The organism is Mesorhizobium sp. LNHC221B00, from assembly GCF_000502935.1.
GTDB classification, from domain to species: domain Bacteria; phylum Pseudomonadota; class Alphaproteobacteria; order Rhizobiales; family Rhizobiaceae; genus Mesorhizobium; species Mesorhizobium opportunistum.
This window is the reverse complement of sequence record NZ_AYWR01000001.1, coordinates 254,390-269,570: the sequence shown is the minus strand read 5'-3', so window position 1 is coordinate 269,570 and position 15,181 is coordinate 254,390. Positions and strand designations below refer to the sequence as shown.

Here is a 15,181-nt window from a genome sequence, read left to right as displayed (position 1 = left end):
CTGGAACACCCCTCATCCGACCTCGCTTCGCGAGGCCACCTTCTCCCACAAGGGGAGAAGGAAGAACNGGCGCCAAGCTGGAACACCCCTCATCCGACCTCGCTTCGCGAGGCCACCTTCTCCCACAAGGGGAGAAGGAAGAACGGGCAGCGCTAGCGCTATAAACTTCGGAAATCAAGCAGCCTGGCAGGCGTCAAAGCTCTTCTTCAGCCGCTCGGCGTCGAGTTCGCGGCCGATGAACACCAGCCGGCTCTCGTGTTTCTCGCCGTCTTTCCAGGCGCGCTGGTGGTCGCCCTCGATGATCATGTGCACACCCTGGATGACGTAGCGCTCATCGTCGCCCTTGAGCGCGATGATGCCCTTCAGCCGCAGGATGTTCGGGCCTTCCATCTGGGTGATCTTCTCGATCCACGGGAAGAATTTCTTCGGGTCCATCTCGCCGCCGCGCAGCGACACCGACTGCACCGTCACATCATGGATGTCGGAGGGATGCGCATGATGGTGGTGGTCATGCCCATGATGGTCATGGTGATCGTGACCATCGTGGGCATGATGATGGTGATCGTGGTCGTCATGCGCCTCGAGGAAATGCGGATCGTTTTCCAGCGCCTTGGAGAGGTCGAAGGCGCCACGGTCGAGCACCTCGGAAAGGGCGACACCGGCGCGCGTCGTGCGGTGGATCCTCGCCGCCGGATTGATGGCGCGGATCGTCGCCTCGACCTTGGCAAGCTCTTCGGGCGTGACCAGATCGGTCTTGTTGAGCACGACGACGTCGGCGAAGGCGATCTGGTCCTCGGCTTCCCTGGAATCCTTGAGCCGGAGCGGCAGATGCTTGGCGTCGACCAGCGCTACCACCGCGTCGAGCTTGGTCTTGGAGCGCACGTCGTCGTCCATGAAGAAGGTCTGCGCCACAGGCACCGGATCGGCGAGACCGGTGGTCTCGACCACGATGGCGTCGAAGCGGCCGGGGCGGCGCATCAGGCCTTCGACGACGCGGATCAGGTCACCGCGCACAGTGCAGCAGACGCAGCCATTGTTCATCTCGTAGATCTCCTCGTCGGATTCCACGATCAGGTCGTTGTCGATGCCGATTTCGCCGAATTCATTGACGATGACGGCGTAGCGCTTGCCGTGGCTCTCCGACAGGATGCGGTTGAGCAGTGTCGTCTTGCCGGCACCGAGATAGCCGGTGAGAACGGTTACGGGGATCTGCGTCTGTGCGTCGCTCATGGCTTGCCTCGAACTGACTAGGCCAAAATCTGGGGCCGCGAAAGGGATTGTCGGTTCCATATAGGATGTGTGCCGGGCTTTTGCACGGGGCAAACCAATGGGCCAAGGCGGCCCCCCCGGGATTGTCCCACGATCCTGGCTGCGAAAAGCTTCGCTGCCTCCGCGACGTGACGACAAACGGGGCGTCCGTCCAGGTCTGCCGACCGTCACATCGCGCCCGCTCGGTGGCTGTGAATCCGCAACTGCCGAAACTCGTTTGTCATCTAACTGAAATAAACATCTGGCATTAGCCACGGCGGACACCGCAATGCTTGCCGGCAAAGCTGTTTGAAGCGCCGGAATCTTTTCGATCGTCGATTGCCAACCGGCCGGCTGCGTCTATGCTGCACGCACCGGTACGGCCGAAGAGGGATGACCATGGCCAAGGCGGACAAGACTGCAACGATGAGCCGGCTGCATTCCGCGGCAAGGCTGGCAAGGACCGCACTGGCGGCTCGGCTTCTGGCGCACGGCTTCTATGCCGGCCAGGACCAGATCATGCTGGCGCTCGACCGCGAGGACGGCCAGACGCCGGGCAATCTTGCCGGTCGCCTCGGCGTGCGCCCGCCCACCATCACCAAGACCATCAACAGGCTGCAGGCGCAGGGTTTCCTGGAAAAGCGCGCCTCCGAGGCCGATGCCCGCCAGGCGCACATCTTCTTGACCGACACCGGCCGCGAAACCATCCGCGCCATCGAAAAGTCGGTGAAGAAGACCGAGAAGCAGGCGCTGAAAGGCCTCGACAAGAAGGACCAGAAGGCGCTGTTCAAGCTGCTTGCCCGCATCGAGGCCAACCTCTCCAACGAGGAGCTGGTGTTGATGGACGACGACGCCGAGTCGGACGACTGATCGTCCGGTACGACGATCAGGCCGCCGCCATCGCGGCCGGTCCACGGATCAGCGAAGACCAGCGTCCCGGCGTCATGCCGAACGCCTTCTTGAATTGCCTGTTGAAATGGCTCTGGTCGCTGAAGCCGGCCTCGACGGCAATCTGCGCCAATGGTTCGCCGGCCATGATCATCCGCCGCGCGTGCTGAAGCCGGCGCATCACCAGGAAACGATGCGGGCTGGTTGAGAAGGCGGCGCGGAAATGCCGTGACAAGGCATAGCGGTCGAGCCCGGTGATCGCCTCCAATTCGCTCGAACCCACCGGACGGTTCAGGTTTTCCGTGAGATAGTCACGCGCGGCCGCTGCCGCTTGCCACGCCGTCCTGGCCATCGGCTTGCCCGGCTGGCCGGCGTGCCGCGAGAGCCTCTGTATCAGCTGCGCCAGGAAGTCGTCGACGAACAGTTCGTCGAGTTCCTGCTCCAGCGGCCCCAGTGCCGAAAGCAGCGTTGCGCAAAAGGCATCGTCCGTCACCACGGCGTCCCTGACGAAGGGCAACGATGCGCCGCCAAGGCAGTCGAGCATCAGCGACGGTTCGAGATAGAGCATCCTGTAGCGCAACCCGTCCTCGGTGCCGGCGCCGCCGTCATGCAATTCGTCGGGATGCAGCACGATGATCTGGCCGGGCAGGCTTACCCGCGTCGCACCACGATAGCGAAAGGTCTGCACGCCCTGCAGCGTCACCCCGATCGCATAGGTGTCATGGCGGTGCAGGTCGAAGGCGCTGCCGTGGAACCGCGCCTCGATCCGCTCCATGCCCGCAGGGTCGGGAGCGGAAATGATGCAGTTTTGCGCCGCATCGGCGCACAAACGTCCAAGACCCTCGAAGGCCTGGCTGCCTAGATCGTGCGACATCGTCTCCTTCAGCCTCGAATGGGGACAGTTCGAATGGGTAATGTCTCATGTTCGATACGAAATTTGCAATCGTGCTCAGGGAGGACCTGCCGGTCTGGCAGAAACTCAACGTCACGGCCTTCCTGACCAGCGGCGTCGTCGCCCAGTTCCCTGGCATCATTGGCGAACCCTACCGCGACCGGTCAGGCAATCTTTACAATCCGCTGTCGATCCAGCCGGTCATCGTGCTGTCGGCGGATCAGGCGACGCTCGCTGCGATCCACCGGCGCACGCTCGAGCGTGGCGTGACGACCTCGCTCTATGTCGAGAAGATGTTTTCGACCGGCTTCGACGCCGCCAATCGCGCCGTCTTCGCCGAGTTTGCGCCCGAAGACGCCAAGGTGGTCGGCATCGCGCTGCGCGCCGAGAAGAAGGTGGTCGACAAGGTTACCAAGGGCGCCCGCATGCACGCCTAGCGACATAGGCATGGACTAAGCCTGGCGGCACCTGTTGTTAGGCCAGCACGCTCAGGCGCGGCAGCGGGCGACAATTGGCTTGCCGGCAAGCGGCAATTCCCGCAAAGGTGGGCTTCAGCCCAGCTTTTCCCGGCCTGCAAGTGAATGCTCCCCAAAGACACTTAGAAAGCGCGACGCCGCCGGTGGCGATCCTGTGCATGCTTTCCACCTATGTCTTCTTCACCTTCCTCGACACCTCAAGCAAATATCTTGTCCTGGCCGGGGTCTCGGTGCTGATCGTCGCCTGGGTGCGCTTTGCCGTGCATGTCGTATTGGTCGGCGCTCTCCTGCGCGGCTGGCGCCAGCCGGTGCGGTTTCGCCCGGTCAGTCTGCCGGCGCATGTGCTGCGCGGACTGTTCCTGTTCGGCTCCACCATTTTCAACGTCCTGGCGCTGCGGTCCCTGCAATTGGCCGAGACGACATCGATCTATTTCTTTGGACCGATGGTGATCACCGCACTTGCCGGCCCGCTGCTCGGCGAATGGGCCGGCTGGCGGCGTTGGCTGGCTATCGTGGCTGCCTTCACCGGTGTTCTGATCATCACCAGGCCGGGTGTCGGCGTTTTCGGCATCGGGCATCTCTTCGCGCTCGGCTCGATGCTGTCGAACTGCTTCTACGTCATCATGACCCGCCGCATGTCGGCGACCGAAACTCCGGAAAGCCTTATCTTGTTTTCGGCGCTCGCGCCGACGGTGCTGCTGTTGCCCCTGCTGCCGTTCTCGTTCTCGCTGCCGCATGATGGCTGGCACTGGTTCATCCTGCTCATGCTTGGCGTGTTCGGCGGCGTCGGGCACTGGCTGCTGGTCCAGGCCTACCGGCTGGCGACGACAACGGCGCTCGCTCCCTATCCCTATTCGCAGATGGTGTGGATGATCATTTCCGGCTGGATCGTCTTCAAGCAGTTCCCCGACCGCTGGACGCTGCTCGGCGCGGCCATCATCGTCGCCAGTGGCCTCTACATCGTGCACCGCGAACACCGGCTTCGGCTGCAGAGCCGCGCGGCTTCCGATGTCGAGGCGGAAGCGCTGGCAAAAAAACTTTGATTTGCCCCCGATCGGTGGCATAACGCCGCCTTTAAACAGTTTAGGTCAGAATTCAGGTCGTTCGGGGAGCGCAAGGCGCTGGCACAAAAAATCAAGCTTTCGACGATCGCGGATGCGCTCGGCGTGTCCACGGCCACGGTTTCGCTGGCGCTGCGCGACAGCCCATTGGTCGCCGGCTCGACGCGCGACCGCATCAAGGAGCATGCCCGCGCCATCGGCTATATCTACAACCGCCGCGCCGCCAGCCTGCGCACCTCGCGCTCGGGGATTGTCGGCGTCGTCGTGCACGACATCATGAACCCGTTCTTCGCCGAGATACTGCGCTCGATCGAAAGCGAGCTCGACCGCAGCCGGCAGACCTTCATCCTGTCCAACCACTACGACCAGCTCGAGAAGCAGCGCACCTTCATCGACACGCTGCTGCAGCTCGGCGCCGATGGCGTCATCATGTCACCGGCCATCGGCACCCCGGCTTCCGACATCGTGATGGCCGAGGAGAACGGCCTGCCGGCGGTGCTGATCGCGCGCACTGTCGAGGGCGCCGACGTGCCGGTGTTCCGCGGCGACGATGCCTATGGAACGGGGCTCGCCACCAATCACCTGATCTCGCTCGGCCACAAGCGCATCGCCATGATCGGCGGCACCGACCAGACCTCGACCGGACGCGACCGCTATCAGGGCTATGTCAACGCCATGGAAGCGGCAGGAATGGAAGTCAGGCCGTCCTGGCGCATTGCCGGCCCGCGCACCAAGCAGGCCGGCTTCGAGGCCGCCGGGCAGTTCCTGGCACTGAAGGACAAGCCGACCGCGGCCTGCTGCTGGAACGACCTTGTCGCCATCGGATTGATGAACGGTATCGCGCGTGCCGGCCTGGTGCCCGGCGTCGACATCTCCGTCACCGGCTATGACGATCTCGAAGAGGCGGCGATCGCCACGCCGGCGCTGACCACCGTCTGGAACGGGCAGCGCGAGGTTGGCCGCCGCGCCGCCAGCGCACTGCTCGACAAGCTCAACGGGCAGACGGTGCGGCCCTCGCAGGAATTGATCAAGCCGGAACTGCATGTGCGCCAGTCGACCGGCAAACCGGTGGAGCGTGCATGATGAAGGCCGAAGAGTTGCAAGCCGTCGCCATTCTGGTGCCGGCGGGTTTCAGCGACCACGCGGTTGGGCGCATCGAGCGGACCTTCAGGCGCATCGCCATCGAGCGCGCCGATCCGGCGCTGGTCACCGACGAGATGAGCAGCACGGTGCGGGGCATTGCTTCGTTTGCCGGCATCAACGCGGCGATGATGGATGCGCTGCCCAATCTCGAACTGATCGCCTCCTTCGGCGTCGGTTATGATTCGGTCGATGTTGGCCATGCGGCGGCGAACAACATCATGGTCACCAACACGCCCGACGTCTTGACCGAGGAGGTCGCCGACACCGCGATCGGGCTGCTTATCAACACCATCCGTGACCTGCCGCGCGCCGAAACCTGGCTGCGCGACGGCAGCTGGGCGAAGAAGGGCGACTATCCGCTGAGCCGGCTGACCTTGCGTGCACGCCGCGTCGGCATTTTCGGCATGGGCCGCATCGGACGAGCCATCGCCCGGCGGCTGGAAGCGTTCGGCCTACCGGTCGCCTACCACAACCGGCGTCGCGTCGAAGGTCTTGCTTACCAGTATCACCCGACGCTCAAGGGCCTCGCCGAAGCGGTCGACACGCTGATTTCGGTGGCGCCTGGCGGCGCTTCGACACAGAAGGCAGTCAACGCCGAGATCCTGTCGGCGCTCGGCGCCAACGGCGTCTTCGTCAACATCGGCCGTGGCAGCACGGTTGATGAGGCCGCCCTTGCGGCAGCCCTGGCCAACGGCACCATCGCGGCCGCCGGGCTCGATGTCTTCGCCGCCGAGCCGAATGTTCCGAAGGCGCTGCTCGACGCACCGAACGCCTCCTTGTTGCCGCATGTCGGTTCGGCCTCGCAGCACACGCGCCGCGCCATGGCGGATCTGTGCGTCGACAATCTGGTGTCCTGGTTCGGCGAGCACCGCCCGCTGACGCCCGTGCCGGAGACTGCGAATGTGAGGGCTCGCGGCTGAGTGGCAGTTTGCCACATTTATTAACGTCGGCTTAACCCTTGGAAATCACTGTTTATCCTGTCCGTGTACAGGGATGAAGACCAGGATGAAGACGCTCTCCGCATTGATCGCAGCCGCTGCGCTGTTTGGCGGTATCCAGCTGTTTCATGGCGGCACTGGGGAAAGCGCGGCCAACGAGCCCGCCCCGTTCAACACCTACAGGCTTGTCGCCAATGGCGACGAGGCGGCTTGCGCGGTCAGCCGCGGCGCCGAAATTTCCGATGGCTTGTCGCTGGTTACCGTCGCGCCGACCTGCCGCCGGCTCCTGCCAGGTATCGAGCAAGCAAAATTCTGGCGTGAACAAACCGACGGCTCGGTCGCCTTCAGCGCCAACGGCATCGATCCGATCGTCACTTTCAGTATTGCCGACGGCAACGGTTACGAATCCTATGCCCCAGCCACGCCCTTGCTGTCGCTGGCAGCCACCGGTGGTTTGAAGTCGGAAGACTGATTATTCCGCAGCGGCCCGCGCACCGGCTTTCGCAGCCGCATGCAGGCGTACCGCATCGCCGAAGGCGCGGAAAATCTTGACCGAGTTGCTGTCCGATTTGACCCAGTATTCCGGATGCCATTGGACCCCGACGGCAAAGGCGCGGGCCCCCTTGACCGAAACCGCTTCGACCGTGCCGTCAGTGGCGACAGCCTCGATCTCGAGCTTCGACCCCAGCCGGTCGATCGCCTGGCGGTGCAACGAATTGACCTTCATGTCGCCGGCACCGAACACGCCGGCCAGGCAGCTGCCTGGCTTGATCGAAATGGTCTGGTGGATGGCGAAGCGTTCGTCCTGCTTGTCGCTCACGGGCGCGCGGTGGTCGAGCGAACCTTCGCGCTCCTGGATCTCGGTGCCGAGCGTGCCGCCGAGCGCGACGTTCAACTCCTGGATGCCGCGGCAGATTGCAAGCAGCGGCACGCCGCGCTCGATCGCCTTGCGGATCAGCGGCAGCGTGGTGGCGTCACGAGCCGGATCATAAGGGCCGTTGGCCTCGCTGGCGTCGCCGCCGTAAAGCGAGGGATGTACGTTGGACTTCGAGCCGGTGACCATGACACCGTCGACTGAGGACAGGAGTTCGTCGAAGTCGAGCCTGTCGCCGAATGACGGCACCAGCAGCGGGAACACGCCGGCGCCGGTGATCGCGGCTTCCAGATACTGCTGTGGGGCGGCATGCCAGGTGTAGTTGTCGAACTGACGGACGTCGGTCGATATGGCGACGAGCGGCTGGTGCATTTGGCTCTGTTTTCCATCTGGGCAAGGATGTCCTGCCTCCAAAATAGGCGATCTCCCGAAATTTTTCCATGCCAAGTTTCAGCATCTCGCATGGGCCACGAAACCGGCTGTTAGACTATAGTTGCAGGGCTGCACGGCTTGGTCACCAAATCCGGCCGCCGTGCTGGACTAGGCTTCTCGCCTGTGTATTGTTTCGGCCAACCGATGCGGGAGCCGAGGATTTCCCGAGGTCGGTCTGTTGATCCAATAGGGAGGAACTTCATGGATCGTCGTTCATTCATCCGCAGGGCCGGCGTGACCGGCGTCGGTGCCGCCGCCGCGGCCGCCACGCTTGCGGCACCGGCAATAGCCCAGTCAAATCCCAAGGTGACATGGCGGCTTGCGTCGTCCTTCCCGAAGTCGCTCGACACCATCTATGGCGGCGCCGAAGTGTTCTCCAAGATGCTGTCGGAAGCCACCGACGGCAATTTCCAGATCCAGGTCTTTGCCGCCGGTGAACTCGTGCCAGGCCTGCAGGCCGCCGACGCCACCACGGCCGGCACTGTCGAAGCCTGCCACACGGTGGCATATTATTACTGGGGCAAGGATCCGACATGGGCGCTGGGTGCGGCCGTTCCCTTCTCGCTCAACGCGCGCGGCATGAACGCCTGGCACTACCATGGCGGCGGCATCGACCTGTTCAACGAGTTTCTCGCCACGCAAGGGTTGTTCGGCCTGCCCGGCGGCAACACCGGCGTGCAGATGGGCGGCTGGTTCCGCAAGGAGATCAACACGGTCGCCGACCTCTCCGGCCTCAAGATGCGCATCGGCGGCTTCGCCGGCAAAGTGGTGCAGAAGCTCGGCGTCGTGCCGCAGCAGATCGCCGGCGGCGACATCTATCCGGCGCTGGAAAAAGGCACCATCGACGCCGCCGAATGGGTCGGCCCCTATGACGACGAGAAGCTCGGCTTCTACAAGGTCGCGCCCTATTACTACTATCCCGGCTGGTGGGAGGGCGGACCGACCGTCCACCTGATGTTCAACAAGTCGAAATACGAAGAGCTTTCGCCGACCTACAAGTCGCTGCTGCGCACCGCGGCCCAGGCCGCCGATGCCAACATGCTGCAGAAATACGACTATTTGAACCCTCCGGCGGTGAAGCGGCTGGTGGCCGGGGGCGCCAAGCTGCGTCCGTTCAGCCAGGACATCATGGCCGCCTGCTTCGAGAAGGCCAACGAAGTCTACGCCGAAATGGAAGCCTCCAACGCGCCGTTCAAGAAGATCTGGGATTCGATCAAGGGCTTCCGCAAGGAGCACTATCTCTGGGCGCAGGTGGCCGAATACAATTACGACACCTTCATGATGGTCCAGCAGCGCAACGGCAAACTGTAGCGCTGTCGAAGTCTACGCCGCCCCTCATCCGCCCGGCAGGGCGACAAGGGGCGGCGCCAACTCCGAAAGCTCGCCCGTCAGGCCAAACCGGGCACCACCAGCACCTTGACCTCGCCTGGAGCCGGTGGGTTGGCAATCACGTCAGCCGCCTCTTCGAGCGGCACTTGCCTGGAGATCAGCCGGTCGACCTCGATCGCGCCCGACGCGATCAGCTCGGCGGCGCGGCGGTGCGTGTAGGGATTGAGGAAAGAGCCAAGCACCTTGAGTTCGCGAAACAACAGGTCGAAGGGTTCGAATTCCACTTTCATGCCTTGCGGCGTCACGCCGACGATGACGACCGTGCCGCCGGCCCGTGCCAGCCGCATTGATTGCTCGACGGTCTCGCGCACCCCGGCGCATTCGAACACCACGTCGGCGCCGCCGGGCACAAGACCGGTTGGCCCGGCGATGGCATCGATGATGTCGCCGGCGATCGGGTCGACCGTCGCTGTCGCGCCTAACTCCTCGGCGAGTGCGCGCCGTGAAGCCTGCCTGGTCGACAGGATGATGGTCGTGGCGCCGGCCAGCCGCGCCAGTTGCACGGTGAGCAGGCCGATCACGCCGCCGCCGAGCACGACCACCGAGCTGCCGGGCTTGATCTCGGCCAGGTCCACGCCATGCAGGCAGCAGCCGAGCGGCTCGCAGAACGCGCCATGCGTCGGCTTCAAACCGGCGGGCAGGATAAAAGCCTGTTTCTGCGGCAGCACGACATAGTCGGCAAAGCCGCCGTCGCGGTGGATGCCGATGGCGTTGAGATTGCGGCAGAGATTGACCCGGCCGGCATGGCAATGCGGACACCGCCCGCAGGCGATATTGGGGTCGCCGGTGACGCGGTCGCCGACGGCAAAGCCGGAGACTTCGGCTCCAACAGCCTCGATGATGCCCGAGAATTCGTGGCCGGGCGTCACTGGCGGCCTGCAGGGAAACTCGCCGTGGAAAAGATGCCGGTCGGTGCCGCAGACGCCACAGGCTTCGACCCGCACCAGAAGATCGTCCGGTCCGGGAACGGGTTTGTCGACCTTGCGCAGCGAAATGCTGCCTACCGCTTCCAGCCGCACCGCTCTCATGGCGTGGTCCCCATCAGTTGAAGCTCGGCGGCTGCGAAAGGTCCGGCGTCGGTGTCGCCGGCTTGGCCGGCGGCGCATCGCCGAAACTCGGCGGTTGCGACAGGTCCGGCGTGCCGGGCGCGGCCGGCGCATTGCCGCCATTGGCAGGTGCGCTGCCGTCCTGCGGGGCGCCGAGCGGCGATAGAGAGGGCATTTCCGGTACCTTGTAGTCGATCGTGCCTGGATCGGTCGCCGTGCCTTTGTAGCGCATCACCATTTGCGGGAAGGAGATGGTCAGTCCGATCATGATCACCTGGATCAGGACGAACGGCACCGCGCCCCAATAGATCTGGCCTGTCGTCACCGGCGCGACCTGCTTGCCGGTGAGGCGGTCGAGATAGGGTACCCGCGCGGCGACCGAGCGCAGGTAGAACAGCGCGAAGCCGAAGGGCGGGTGCATGAAGCTGGTCTGCATGTTGACGCCGAGCAGCACGCCGAACCAGATCAGGTCGATGCCGAGCTTGTCGGCCGCCGGCGCCAGCAGCGGCACGATGATGAAGGCCAGCTCGAAGAAATCGAGGAAGAAGGCCAGGAAGAAGACGAGGATGTTGACGCCGATCAGGAAGCCGACTTCGCCGCCCGGCAGCGAAGTCAAAAGGTGCTCGACCCATATCTGGCCGTTGACGCCGTAGAAGGTCAGCGAGAACACGCGCGCGCCGATCAGGATGAACAGCACGAAGGACGATAGTCGCGTCGTCGAGGCGAGTGCTTGCTTGATCACATCCAGCGACAGCCGGCCCTTTGCCGCGGCCATCGCCAATGCGCCGACCGCGCCCATGGCGCCGCCTTCCGTCGGCGTGGCAATGCCGAGGAAGATGGTGCCCAGCACCAGGAAGATCAGCGCCAGCGGCGGGATCAGCACGATGACCACCTGCTGCGCCAGCCTGGACATCATGTGGATATTCAGCCGCCGGTCGGCAATCGCGACGATATAGATCACGATCACGCCGGCCGTGGCGCCCAGAATATCGGCATTGTCGCCATGCGCCGGCGCCAGATAGCGGTACGCCGCATAGGATATGGCCACCGCTGCCACCAGCGCCACCAGCAGCGACATCACGCCATGTCCAAGCGTGCGTGCTTCGAGTGGCAGCGCCGGCATCATCTTCGGCCGGAAGATCGACACGATGAGAATGTAAAGCGCGTAGAGTCCGGTCAGCACCAGGCCGGGGATCAGCGCGCCGGCATACATGTCGCCGACCGAGCGGCCGAGCTGGTCGGCGAGCACGATCAGCACCAGCGACGGTGGGATGATCTGCGCGAGCGTGCCGGAGGCGGCGATGACGCCGGACGCCAGCCGGCGGTCATAGCCGTAGCGCAGCATGATCGGCAGCGAGATCAGTCCCATGGCGATGACCGATGCCGCCACCACGCCGGTGGTCGCCGCCAGCAGAGCGCCGACGAAGATCACCGCGTAGGCGAGACCGCCGCGGATCGGTCCGAACAGCTGGCCGATCGTGTCGAGCAGGTCCTCGGCCATGCCCGATCGCTCGAGCACGATGCCCATGAAGGTGAAGAACGGGATCGCCAGCAGCGTGTCGTTCGACATCACCCGGCTGCCGTAGAAATTGTCCGGAAGCGCATAGAGCAGCGGCCAGGCGAGGTTGATCGCACCGCCCGAATAGGGCGTCAGGAGCACGCCGATAAAGAAGAACATCAATCCGTTGGCGGCGAGCGAAAAGGCCACGGGATAGCCGATCAGCATGAACAGGATCAGCGAGGCGAACATGATCGGCGCCATGTTCTGGGCAATGAACTCCATCACGAGCGCACCTCGTCGGCGAGCGCCTTGGCTTCGAGCTCAGCCTGTTCGTGCACGGAAATGAAGGGGTTGGGATCGTCCATGTCGCCGCGTATGATGGCGATCTTCTTGATGATCTCGGAAATGCCCTGCAGCGCCAGCAGGAAAAAGCCGACCAGCAGGATGGCCTTGGCCGGCCAAACGATCAGGCCTCCGGAATTGTTGGACATTTCGCCGCTGTGAAACGACAGCCGCACGTAGGGCACGAAATAGAACACCATCAGCGTCACGAACGGCATCAGGAACAGGAGATGGCCGAGAAGGTCGATCCAGTGTTGTACGCGGCGTGAGAACAGGCCGTAGACGATGTCGATGCGGATATGCTCGTTCTGCTTCAGCGTATAGGCGGCAGCCAGCATGAAGGCGGCGCCAAACAGATACCATTGCAGCTCCAGCCACGCATTCGACGAAATGTCGAAAACCTTGCGGATGACGGCGTTGACCGCGCTCACGAGGATCGCCAGCAGGATCAGCCAGGACACCGACTTGCCGATGAATTCGTTGAGGCGGTCGATCGCCCTGGAGAGAGCGAGAAGCCCTGCCATGCATTCCTCCCTTTTATCGGAGGCGTGCCGACTCCCCCTTTTTGTCGTCACGCCGCGTGGCCCAACGGTATGCCGCGCGTGGCCGGACGGGTCAACAAGGATGGAGGCAACAAAACAGCATCGATCAAAGCGAGGGCCAAAGACTGGCTGCCTGCCGCCGCGTCATGCAACCAAAGTCTGATCGGTTCAGGCGATTTTGCTGGTGTCGCGGCCAGCGCCGATCAGCACCAGCATGGCCACCAGGAACAGATACATCCACGCATCGCGCCATTCGATCGGGAAATAGCCGGCCCACAGCGATTCGGCCATGCCGAAGGCGGCTGCGCCCAGCGCTGCCCGTGGCGGCGAGAGATATCCGCCGACCGCCGTCACGAACAGGATCTTCAACCCGTAGACGAGGCCGGACCCGAAGCTGACATTGCCGTAATAGAGGCTGGCCATCACGCCGGCCAGCGCCGCGCACAAGCCACCGAACAGCACGGCGCGTCGGAACACAGCGCGCACGTCGACGCCGCACAGCGCGGCCGCGCCCGGGTCGTCGGAGACCGCGCGCCAGGACCGGCCGAAGCTCGAGCGAGCAAACACCCAGGTGGCGAGCAGAACCGCTGCCAGGACAGCCGCGCAGTCGAGCACCTGGATCAGCGTCAACGTCGCCTTGAAGCCGGCGCCCTCGGCGAAAACGATGGGCTGGGCCAGCATTGGCGGCAGCCACATATCATGCGTGTCGGCCGCGATGCGGCTCGCTTCCGATAGCACCAGCAGGATGCCGAGCGTCGTCACCACGATGGCATTGGGCGTGCGGTCGGCCAGCGGCTCGAAGACGCTGCGCGACAGGACATGGCTGATGAGCGCGGCATAGAGCAAGGCCGCGACGACGCCGAGCAGCACCGAAGCCAGCAGCGTCAGCCACAGCACCTGGTAGCCGAAGGCGACGGTCAGGATCATTGCCTGGCCGCAGAAGGCGAACAGCGCGCCATAGGCAAGGTTGGTGCGGTGCAGGATGCCGTTGGTCAGCACGTAGCCGAAGGCAAGCAGCGCATAGAGCGCACCCGAATGCAGCCCGTTCAGCACCTGCTGGAAGAAATAGAGCATGCAAAACCTGCAAAGCATGTCGCCCAAAGCGCAGCGGTTTGGGCAGACGGAATGCTCAAGACAAAGGCGACGATAGCGTACCCACAGGAGGTTTGCATCGGCGAATCTAACTTGTCAAATGCGATTTATCGGTTAGATTTTGGGCATGACAGTTGCCTGGACCCCGCATCGCTTCACCGGCGGCCTGCTCGCGCTCGATACGGCGAACACCGTCGTGCTGCGCGGCGATCCGCAGCGCACCTTCGACCGCTTCGACGATCCCGCCGAAATCGCCCGCTTTGCCGAGGCAGCCAGCGGTTTTCGCGCCGACGAGCTTGGCGACAGGCGGCTTGCGGTTTCCTCTCCCTCAGCGATCGCGCCCGTCGTGCTGTCGATCCGCGAGGCGACCGACCGGCTGTTTCGCGGTGCGGTGTCGAAAGGGGTGCTCGAGACCGCGGATATGCCCGGGTTCCTGACGGCCTGTGCCGAGGGCCTGGCTGGCAGCCGGACCGAGATCGGCGCACCGGGAAGGCCGTTCGGCGACCCCGTGACGCCGATCGCCTTCGAGACGGCGCTGGCGGTTTCGGCGCTGTCGCTGCTTCGGGACGATACAGTCGCGAGATTGAGGATCTGTCCCAACTGCAACTGGCTGTTCGTCGACAGGAGCCGCAATTCCAGCCGCCTTTGGTGCGACATGGCGGTGTGCGGCAACCGGCAGAAGGCAAGCCGTCACTATCGCCGCCGCATGGCGGCCCATGAGGTCAAGGATGCTTAGAAGGATTTCCCGTTCGGTCGTTGTCGGCGCAATGCTGATCGCCGCCGTTGCGCTCGGCGCCTGCCGGGATACTGGCAAGGACGGCGAAGGCAAGCTTTTCGAGGTTTCGGGCAAGATATTCGTCTTCAACTACCGTCTCGCCCGGGCGACCTATGTCGTGACGCTGCGGCCCTTGCAGCCGATAGGTGAGGGCCAGGTAGCGGTTGCCAGTTTCCAGAATCCGGCCGGCGGTGCGCCTATCGTGGTCGAGCAGAAGGTCTGGCCGAAGCTCGGCAAGGTGAGCCTCGAGAGCCCGGCGCTGACCTGCATCGTCAAGAACAAGCCCTATGCCATCGCCATCAGCATCAAGGGCGCCGACGGTGCGGTCCTGCAGAAGATCGAAACCACGCTGATGTCGACGGAAGACCAGTCGATCCTGCCCGACCGGCCGCTGGTCATCGACCAGCTCTATACGGCCAATCCCGACCTCGCCGGCCATCCCGATGGCAAGCTGCCCGGCGAGCCGAAGCCGGATTGTTCGAAAGCCGGCTGATACTCTCCGACCGGCATCGATTTGGCTGGAATTTTCGTGCGTCGTCGCA

General features: G+C 63.9%; 16 protein-coding genes. 9 read left to right on the top strand and 7 right to left on the bottom strand.

Annotated elements, in window-relative coordinates; translation table 11 throughout:
• Positions 1 to 174 precede the first annotated feature (174 nt).
• Positions 175 to 1,230 (bottom strand): GTP-binding protein, encoded by a 1,056-nt coding sequence (locus tag X741_RS164965; protein ID WP_023775913.1) that lies wholly within the window; start codon positions 1,228 to 1,230, stop codon positions 175 to 177.
• A 417-nt stretch (positions 1,231 to 1,647) separates the two neighbouring features.
• Between X741_RS164965 and X741_RS164970 the strand changes: the two genes are divergently transcribed.
• Complete coding sequence (locus X741_RS164970; RefSeq protein WP_013891578.1) at positions 1,648 to 2,118, top strand: MarR family winged helix-turn-helix transcriptional regulator; 471 nt, start codon at positions 1,648 to 1,650, stop codon at positions 2,116 to 2,118.
• 16 nt (positions 2,119 to 2,134) lie between these two features.
• Here the strand turns inward: X741_RS164970 and X741_RS164975 are convergent, their stop codons facing one another.
• The gene (locus X741_RS164975) at positions 2,135 to 3,010 is read right to left on the bottom strand and encodes an AraC family transcriptional regulator (RefSeq protein WP_023775912.1); all 876 of its coding nucleotides are present in this window, start codon (positions 3,008 to 3,010) and stop codon (positions 2,135 to 2,137) included.
• A gap of 47 nt (positions 3,011 to 3,057) precedes the next feature.
• On the opposite strand from X741_RS164975, the gene X741_RS164980 reads away from it, so the two are divergent.
• The 5 genes from X741_RS164980 to X741_RS165000 all read left to right on the top strand — a co-directional run bounded on the left by X741_RS164980 (position 3,058) and on the right by X741_RS165000 (position 7,118).
• A complete protein-coding gene (locus tag X741_RS164980; protein ID WP_023775911.1) occupies positions 3,058 to 3,465 on the top strand; it encodes a DUF2000 family protein in 408 nt (135 codons plus the stop codon).
• A 197-nt stretch (positions 3,466 to 3,662) separates the two neighbouring features.
• Complete coding sequence (locus tag X741_RS164985) at positions 3,663 to 4,547, top strand: DMT family transporter (RefSeq protein ID WP_032927365.1); 885 nt, start codon at positions 3,663 to 3,665, stop codon at positions 4,545 to 4,547.
• A 78-nt stretch (positions 4,548 to 4,625) separates the two neighbouring features.
• Entirely contained in the window at positions 4,626 to 5,648 is a 1,023-nt protein-coding gene (locus tag X741_RS164990) for a LacI family DNA-binding transcriptional regulator (protein WP_023775909.1), read from the top strand.
• Positions 5,645 to 6,628 (top strand): 2-hydroxyacid dehydrogenase, encoded by a 984-nt coding sequence (locus X741_RS164995; protein WP_023775908.1) that lies wholly within the window; start codon positions 5,645 to 5,647, stop codon positions 6,626 to 6,628. The genes X741_RS164990 and X741_RS164995 overlap by 4 nt, the downstream gene beginning before the upstream one ends.
• A gap of 85 nt (positions 6,629 to 6,713) precedes the next feature.
• Positions 6,714 to 7,118 (top strand): hypothetical protein, encoded by a 405-nt coding sequence (locus X741_RS165000; RefSeq protein ID WP_023775907.1) that lies wholly within the window; start codon positions 6,714 to 6,716, stop codon positions 7,116 to 7,118.
• Here the strand turns inward: X741_RS165000 and X741_RS165005 are convergent, their stop codons facing one another.
• Positions 7,119 to 7,892 carry a gamma-glutamyl-gamma-aminobutyrate hydrolase family protein gene (locus X741_RS165005; RefSeq protein ID WP_023775906.1) on the bottom strand — a complete coding sequence of 258 codons (774 nt, stop codon included), beginning with the start codon at positions 7,890 to 7,892 and terminating at the stop codon, positions 7,119 to 7,121.
• A gap of 261 nt (positions 7,893 to 8,153) precedes the next feature.
• Between X741_RS165005 and X741_RS165010 the strand changes: the two genes are divergently transcribed.
• Complete coding sequence (locus X741_RS165010; protein WP_023775905.1) at positions 8,154 to 9,263, top strand: TRAP transporter substrate-binding protein; 1,110 nt, start codon at positions 8,154 to 8,156, stop codon at positions 9,261 to 9,263.
• Between the two features lie 77 nt (positions 9,264 to 9,340).
• Here X741_RS165010 and X741_RS165015 read toward each other — a convergent pair whose 3' ends face one another.
• The 4 genes from X741_RS165015 to X741_RS165030 form a co-directional block, all read right to left on the bottom strand.
• Positions 9,341 to 10,369, bottom strand: coding sequence for a zinc-dependent alcohol dehydrogenase family protein (locus X741_RS165015; protein WP_023775904.1), 1,029 nt, complete (start codon positions 10,367 to 10,369; stop codon positions 9,341 to 9,343).
• A 13-nt stretch (positions 10,370 to 10,382) separates the two neighbouring features.
• A complete protein-coding gene (locus X741_RS165020) occupies positions 10,383 to 12,173 on the bottom strand; it encodes a TRAP transporter large permease subunit (protein WP_023775903.1) in 1,791 nt (596 codons plus the stop codon).
• Complete coding sequence (locus tag X741_RS165025; RefSeq protein ID WP_023775902.1) at positions 12,170 to 12,754, bottom strand: TRAP transporter small permease subunit; 585 nt, start codon at positions 12,752 to 12,754, stop codon at positions 12,170 to 12,172. The genes X741_RS165020 and X741_RS165025 overlap by 4 nt, the downstream gene beginning before the upstream one ends.
• Before the next feature lie 186 nt (positions 12,755 to 12,940).
• Complete coding sequence (locus X741_RS165030; RefSeq protein ID WP_023775901.1) at positions 12,941 to 13,846, bottom strand: branched-chain amino acid ABC transporter permease; 906 nt, start codon at positions 13,844 to 13,846, stop codon at positions 12,941 to 12,943.
• A 145-nt stretch (positions 13,847 to 13,991) separates the two neighbouring features.
• Here X741_RS165030 and X741_RS165035 point away from each other — a divergent pair, with 145 nt between their 5' ends.
• Both X741_RS165035 and X741_RS165040 read left to right on the top strand, forming a co-directional pair.
• Positions 13,992 to 14,600: a CGNR zinc finger domain-containing protein gene (locus tag X741_RS165035; RefSeq protein WP_023775900.1), complete on the top strand. Its 609-nt coding sequence runs from the start codon at positions 13,992 to 13,994 to the stop codon at positions 14,598 to 14,600.
• Entirely contained in the window at positions 14,593 to 15,132 is a 540-nt protein-coding gene (locus X741_RS165040; protein WP_023775899.1) for a hypothetical protein, read from the top strand. Before X741_RS165035 ends, X741_RS165040 begins: the two co-directional genes overlap by 8 nt.
• Positions 15,133 to 15,181: the final 49 nt, after the last annotated feature.

Excerpts from the sequence above, each read along its gene's own strand:
- X741_RS164965 (WP_023775913.1), bottom strand. The coding sequence starts at position 1,230 with ATGAGCGACGCACAGACGCAGATCCCCGTAACCGTTCTCACCGGCTAT.
- X741_RS164970 (WP_013891578.1), top strand. The coding sequence starts at position 1,648 with ATGGCCAAGGCGGACAAGACTGCAACGATGAGCCGGCTGCATTCCGCG.
- X741_RS164975 (WP_023775912.1), bottom strand. The coding sequence starts at position 3,010 with ATGTCGCACGATCTAGGCAGCCAGGCCTTCGAGGGTCTTGGACGTTTG.
- X741_RS164980 (WP_023775911.1), top strand. The coding sequence starts at position 3,058 with ATGTTCGATACGAAATTTGCAATCGTGCTCAGGGAGGACCTGCCGGTC.
- X741_RS164985 (WP_032927365.1), top strand. The coding sequence starts at position 3,663 with ATGCTTTCCACCTATGTCTTCTTCACCTTCCTCGACACCTCAAGCAAA.
- X741_RS164995 (WP_023775908.1), top strand. The coding sequence starts at position 5,645 with ATGATGAAGGCCGAAGAGTTGCAAGCCGTCGCCATTCTGGTGCCGGCG.
- X741_RS165000 (WP_023775907.1), top strand. The coding sequence starts at position 6,714 with ATGAAGACGCTCTCCGCATTGATCGCAGCCGCTGCGCTGTTTGGCGGT.
- X741_RS165005 (WP_023775906.1), bottom strand. The coding sequence starts at position 7,892 with ATGCACCAGCCGCTCGTCGCCATATCGACCGACGTCCGTCAGTTCGAC.
- X741_RS165010 (WP_023775905.1), top strand. The coding sequence starts at position 8,154 with ATGGATCGTCGTTCATTCATCCGCAGGGCCGGCGTGACCGGCGTCGGT.
- X741_RS165015 (WP_023775904.1), bottom strand. The coding sequence starts at position 10,369 with ATGAGAGCGGTGCGGCTGGAAGCGGTAGGCAGCATTTCGCTGCGCAAG.
- X741_RS165025 (WP_023775902.1), bottom strand. The coding sequence starts at position 12,754 with ATGGCAGGGCTTCTCGCTCTCTCCAGGGCGATCGACCGCCTCAACGAA.
- X741_RS165030 (WP_023775901.1), bottom strand. The coding sequence starts at position 13,846 with ATGCTCTATTTCTTCCAGCAGGTGCTGAACGGGCTGCATTCGGGTGCG.
- X741_RS165035 (WP_023775900.1), top strand. The coding sequence starts at position 13,992 with ATGACAGTTGCCTGGACCCCGCATCGCTTCACCGGCGGCCTGCTCGCG.
- X741_RS165040 (WP_023775899.1), top strand. The coding sequence starts at position 14,593 with ATGCTTAGAAGGATTTCCCGTTCGGTCGTTGTCGGCGCAATGCTGATC.